The organism is Coprococcus intestinihominis (assembly GCF_040096555.1).
GTDB classification, from domain to species: Bacteria; Bacillota; Clostridia; order Lachnospirales; family Lachnospiraceae; genus Coprococcus_A; species Coprococcus_A intestinihominis.
The window spans coordinates 1-5660 of record NZ_JBBMEK010000218.1 but is presented as its reverse complement, the minus strand read 5'-3'; the positions used below and the strand labels follow the sequence as shown (position 1 = coordinate 5660).

The 5660-nt window shown below is 37.3% G+C and carries 6 protein-coding genes; all 6 read left to right on the top strand.

Annotated features, from left to right (window positions below; genetic code table 11):
* Window positions 1-34 precede the first annotated feature (34 nt).
* Window positions 35-1129: an isochorismate synthase gene (locus WMO25_RS13975; RefSeq protein ID WP_349085816.1), complete on the top strand. Its 1095-nt coding sequence runs from the start codon at window positions 35-37 to the stop codon at window positions 1127-1129.
* A 19-nt stretch (window positions 1130-1148) separates the two neighbouring features.
* The gene (menD, locus tag WMO25_RS13970; protein ID WP_349085814.1) at window positions 1149-2798 is read left to right on the top strand and encodes a 2-succinyl-5-enolpyruvyl-6-hydroxy-3-cyclohexene-1-carboxylic-acid synthase; all 1650 of its coding nucleotides are present in this window, start codon (window positions 1149-1151) and stop codon (window positions 2796-2798) included.
* Entirely contained in the window at window positions 2799-3602 is an 804-nt protein-coding gene (gene menH / locus WMO25_RS13965) for a 2-succinyl-6-hydroxy-2,4-cyclohexadiene-1-carboxylate synthase (RefSeq protein ID WP_144124777.1), read from the top strand. It abuts the gene before it with no gap.
* 21 nt (window positions 3603-3623) lie between these two features.
* Window positions 3624-4391, top strand: a complete 768-nt coding sequence (locus tag WMO25_RS13960) for a bifunctional 3-deoxy-7-phosphoheptulonate synthase/chorismate mutase (protein WP_144124780.1) — start codon at window positions 3624-3626, stop codon at window positions 4389-4391.
* Window positions 4378-5220 carry a 1,4-dihydroxy-2-naphthoyl-CoA synthase gene (menB, locus tag WMO25_RS13955; protein ID WP_144124782.1) on the top strand — a complete coding sequence of 281 codons (843 nt, stop codon included), beginning with the start codon at window positions 4378-4380 and terminating at the stop codon, window positions 5218-5220. The genes WMO25_RS13960 and menB overlap by 14 nt, the downstream gene beginning before the upstream one ends.
* A gap of 12 nt (window positions 5221-5232) precedes the next feature.
* The coding region (locus WMO25_RS13950) for an AMP-binding protein (protein WP_349085812.1) at window positions 5233-5660 on the top strand (428 nt) is incomplete at its 3' end.

The window sequence follows — 5660 nt, the reverse complement described above, 5'->3', positions numbered from 1 at the left end:
GAAAATTTCAAAATAAGGAGAGGCAAGGATTGTGATGTACGAACCTAGTAACATTATTATGATTTTAGAAATACTCCAAAAAAATGGCGGTTTTTTCTTCTATAATCCAATAAACAAGCGAGGTGTTGTAGGGTGTAAAAGTGAATTACCGGAAGAGTTGGGAGTAACAACTCTAAATGAATCAGAAATTAGCTTTTTTGCTATTCCATTCTTCTCGGATATAAATAAGAAAGGCGAGGGATTATGGAATACAATGAAGATGGGGGAGATTACATTTCCGTATTGTTATTCTATATTATTCTCGGTAGGTACTCAAAAAAAAACAACACCAACATACGTAAATGTTGTTGATGATTATGAAAAGTGGTGTGATTTATTTGATATCATTATGAGTAATATAAAAGCGAGAGAAGTTGAGAAAGTTGTTGCATCAAGACAGGTAGAGATTTTATTTGATAAAGATATTAATCTTGCTAGTTGTGTATTGAACTTATTAAAGAATAATCCGCAAAGTTATGTTTTTGCATATATATATGGAGGAAAAGCCTTTATAGGAGCTACGCCAGAGATACTGGTTGAGAAATGTGGAAGTCGTATCCAAAGTTATGCTGTAGCTGGAACTTTCCCCAAATGCGAAAATAATGAAAAAAGAGGTAAGGAACTATTAAATGACATAAAAAATAACCATGAGCACAAAATCGTTATTGAGGAAATAGTTAGCACTATGCGAACAGTAACTAATAAAGTGTCAATTGGAATGACAGAACTTATGGAACTAAAAAATCTGTTTCATCTAAAAACTAGCATTGTAGCTACAGATGGGCAAAAAAATCTTATCGAATGGGTAAGGTTACTCCATCCCACACCTGCTATGGGAGGGAAACCAAGAAAAAAGGCGTTGAAACTTATAGAAAAATATGAACAACATGATAGAGGATTATTTGCCGCTCCTATCGGTATTGTAGAAAAAAATGGAGACGGTATTTTTGTAGTTGGCATACGTTCCGCATTGATAGATGGAAATAAAATATATGCCTATGCAGGTTGTGGAATTGTAGAACAGTCAGATTGTAGAGAGGAGTATGAAGAAACTAATACTAAGTTACGTACTATTTTAGAGGCATTATAATCAAGGAGAACATAATAGAATGAACGAATATATTGCAGTTGCAATTGACGAATTGAGCTTATTGGGAATAAAAGAAGCAGTATTAAGCCCAGGGTCGCGTTCAACACCACTATCTATGTGGTTTTGTGAGCATTCCGAAATCCATACGTATTTAAATATTGATGAACGTTCTGCAGCTTTTTTTGCGTTAGGAATTGCAAAGAAGAAAAACAGACCGGTAGTTTTGGTATGCACTTCAGGATCAGCAGCAGCACATTACCTGCCGGCAGTTGCTGAAGCAAAGCATTCCAGAATTCCGTTGATTCTTTTAACAGCGGATCGCCCAGCGGAGCTCCAAAATGTTGGAGCGCCACAGACAATAAATCAGCATAAAATTTTTGGGGAATTTCTTAATTATTATGAAGAACTTTCCATACCAGATGAAAAACAACAATTTGTATACCCTAGAATTGTTATGCAGAAGGCGTACTTGAAATGTAACGGTATGAATGCAGGACCAGTACAGATTAACATCCCACTCAGGGAACCTCTGGTTCCAGACTTAAATACAGAATATTTTAAGGCTGGAAGAAGCGTTCATAAAGTGCAGATAGTAAAAGGCAATCTAGCGGCACATATTCCGGATGATTTTTTTGAAAATAAGAAAGGAATCATTATATGCGGAGCACAAGGAATTTCGGAAAGCCCTAAGCAACTAATCTCTTTAGGAAAGCAGCTAAATGCTCCTGTTTTAGCGGATCCATTATCAAATATACGTCAATATGAAGATGAGGTAATTATTGATACTTACGATTCGTTTTTGAAAAATGAATCAGCAAAAAAGGAGTTGGTGCTGGATTATATTTTAATGTTTGGACAAGCTCCAGTATCCAAGCGGCTACAGCAGTTTATAGCCTTTCATAAAAACGCGGTATGTGTACAGATTGATGTAGCTTCTGAATATAGAAATCCAAGTTTGACGACAACATTTTTTGTTCAAGCAGAACCTTGTAAATTTGCTGAAGGGATTTTGTACCAAAATAGAGACAATACATACTTACATCAGTGGCAGTCTTGGCAAAGAAAAATGAAAGAGAAACTGGAAACTGTGGGACAGGAAAAAGAGCTATTTGAAGGTAGGATTGTACAGATTCTTCAGGAAATCATGCCGGAAAGAAGCTGCCTTTTATCGGCCAATAGCATGGCTATCCGAGACATTGATTACTTTTGGAGAGCAAAGAATAAAAAAGTACAGATATTATGTAATCGAGGAACAAATGGTATAGATGGGACTGTCTCAACAGCGTTGGGAATTGCAACTGATGGACAGCCAACAGTGTTATTGACTGGTGACTTGGCGTTGTTCCATGACATGAATGGCTTTTTGATTGGGAAAACACATCAGCTTAATTTGACTGTGGTATTGTTAAATAATGATGGAGGAGGTATTTTCCAATATCTCCCGCAAAAAGGGAAAAAATATTTTGAATATCTTTTTTCAACACCACATGGTATTCAATTTAGCGGTCTGGAAACATTGTACGGTATCCATTACCATAGAGTACTCGATTATGGAGATTTTAAGCGAAGCGTGAACAGGGCTTTGGCTTCACAAGGAATATATGTGATTGAAGTCTGCACGGAAAAAGAAAAAAGCTGGAAACTTCATGAGAGGTATACAACATTATAAATGATAAAGGAAATTGAACAGATAAAGTACCATATTGAAATTACGGGTCAAGGAAAACCATTGATCTGTCTTCATGGTTTTGCGGAAAATTATTCGACATGGAATCAGTTACATTTAGAAGGGTACAAATTATATAAGATTGATTTTATTGGACATGGAAATTCCGAAAAGCCAGAAGAACAAAGCTATTATACGCTGCCGATTATGCTTAGTCATTTGCATGAACTAATTTTAGATGTTGTAGGCAGTTCCTATTCTATTCTTGGATATTCGATGGGAGGTCGCATTGGAACAATATATGCGCTGAACTATGAAAAAGAAATAAAAGCGTTACTTTTAGAAAGCTCATCATTTGGAATAGAAAAAGATAATGATAGAGCAAAAAGGTATGAAAAGGATCGAATATTAGCGGAGAATATTCTAAAAAATGGAATCCAATGGTTTCAGGAATATTGGTCAGGACAAGAGATTTTTGAAACACAGAAAGACCTACCTGATTCTGTAAAGAGAGAAATAAAGAAAAGACGCCTTCAAAATAAGGAAAACGCTCTGGCAAACACCTTGCTTGGCAGTGGACAGGGGATTTTCCCATATTGCGGAAAGCGATTAGAAATGGTTTCTTTTCCAGTTCTTTATATATGCGGAAATATGGACAAGAAGTATACGCAAATAGGGAAAACAGCACAAGGACAATATAAAAATTTTCTATTTCGGTCGGTATTAAATGCAGGGCATAATGTGCATTTAGAACAACCAGAAACGTATTGTAGGATTGTACAAGAGTTTTTGGATAAGAATGAATAGAAAGGAAGTGAAAGGCAACAAATGACAGAGAAGAACACAGAAATATGGAGTCAGATAAAAAACGGAAATTTCGGGAAGCTCATTGCAGGTCCATGTGCGGTAGAATCTTACACACAGCTAGAAAAAACGGCTGCTTTTCTGAAAGAAAAGGGTGTTCAATTATTAAGAGCCGGTGCGTATAAGCCAAGGACCTCGCCAGAGAGCTTTCAAGGGCTTGGCCGGGAAGGAATTAAAATCATACAGGATATTTGTAGACGATATAGCCTCTTTTCAGTGACAGAAATTATGGATGTCCGAGAACTGGAGTATATGGAAGAAAAGATTGATATTCTCCAGGTGGGAAGTAGAAATATGCATAATTATAGCCTGCTAAAAGAATTAGGAAAAACAGAAAAAACGATTCTTTTAAAAAGGGGATTGATGTCTACGTTGGAGGAATTTATTTGTGCGGCAGATTATATTCGGACGGAAGGGAATCATAGAGTCATCATGTGCGAAAGGGGAATACGAACCTTTGAAACTGTTACGAGAAATACTTTAGATATTTCCTGTATCGCATTATTAAAACTCCAGACGGATTTACCGGTAGTATCTGATCTGAGCCATTCCCTTGGAAGAAAAGATATTATGCTTCCGGTTGCGAAAGCTTCCTTAGCAGCAGGGGCGGATATGCTTATGTTGGAGGTGCATCCAAATCCGTCGGCAGCTTTATCCGATGCGAAGCAGCAATTAAACTTAGAAGAATTCAATGCTTTTTATGAAGGAGGAAACTTTGATGCACGTATTTAAATGGGAAAAAGTAAACAGAAACTATGAAGATGTTATTTACGAAACTTATCATGGGATTGCAAAAATAACAATTAATCGGCCAGAAGTAAGGAATGCGTTTCGTCCCAAAACAGTTATGGAACTTATAGATGCCTTTACAGTGGCACGTGATGATGCGGAAATCGGAGTAATTATTCTTACCGGAGCAAATCACGGACAAGGAGTTGAAAAAGAAGCATTTTGTTCAGGTGGGGACCAGAAAGTAAGGGGAAATGGAGGTTATGTAGGAGAAGATAATATTCCACGATTAAATGTTCTGGATCTGCAGCATTTGATTCGAATTATCCCTAAACCGGTTATTGCTATGGTCAATGGTTACGCCATCGGGGGAGGACATGTTCTCCATATTGTATGTGACTTGACGATTGCTTCAGAAAATGCAAAGTTTGGACAGACTGGCCCGAAAGTAGGTTCTTTTGATGCGGGATATGGGGCAGGATATCTTGCGAGGCTTGTAGGACATAAAAAAGCAAGGGAAATTTGGTATCTTTGCCGTCAGTATACGGCAAAAGAAGCTTTAGAGATGGGGCTTGTTAATACGGTAGTGCCATTCGAACAACTGGAAGAAGAAACTGTAAAGTGGGCAGAAGAAATCCTTCAGCATTCGCCTATGGCATTGAGATTCTTAAAAGCTTCTTTCAATGCTGATACAGATGGATTAGCTGGGTTACAGCAATTCGCGGGGGATGCAACACTGCTATATTATACAACAGATGAAGCAAAAGAAGGTAGAGATGCCTTTAAAGAAAAGCGAAAACCAGACTTTAAGCAGTTCCCGAAATTTCCGTAAGCAGGTACGATAATGGAATGGTTAAAAATACAGTATGAACAAAATCCGGAAGCGTTATGCATTAATAACTGGACTTTTAAAGAGGTATATATAAAAGTAATCAGTTTGGCCCGCAAATTAAATCGGTGTGTAGAGCAGGAGCCTAGGATTGGTTTATTAATGGAAAATTCGCCGGAATCGGTACTGCTTTTGTATGCCTTGTTACTCTTAAAAAAAGAAGTGCTTATGCTGAATATTCGTTTAACAGAGAAGGAGATTCATGATCAGACAGAGAAATTAAATATTAAGACGGTTATTTCATCAAAGAATCAATACCTGGATTTTGAAGATATTACCCGACTTCCGGAACAAGAAATTGAACTGGACTGGGAGACAGATGAAGAACAGATTGCAGTTATCATGAATACAAGCGCGACAACTGGGAGCTTTAAATCAGTCCC

Excerpts from the sequence above, each read along its gene's own strand:
- menB (WP_144124782.1), top strand. The coding sequence starts at position 4,378 with ATGCACGTATTTAAATGGGAAAAAGTAAACAGAAACTATGAAGATGTT.
- WMO25_RS13975 (WP_349085816.1), top strand. The coding sequence starts at position 35 with ATGTACGAACCTAGTAACATTATTATGATTTTAGAAATACTCCAAAAA.
- menD (WP_349085814.1), top strand. The coding sequence starts at position 1,149 with ATGAACGAATATATTGCAGTTGCAATTGACGAATTGAGCTTATTGGGA.
- menH (WP_144124777.1), top strand. The coding sequence starts at position 2,799 with ATGATAAAGGAAATTGAACAGATAAAGTACCATATTGAAATTACGGGT.
- WMO25_RS13960 (WP_144124780.1), top strand. The coding sequence starts at position 3,624 with ATGACAGAGAAGAACACAGAAATATGGAGTCAGATAAAAAACGGAAAT.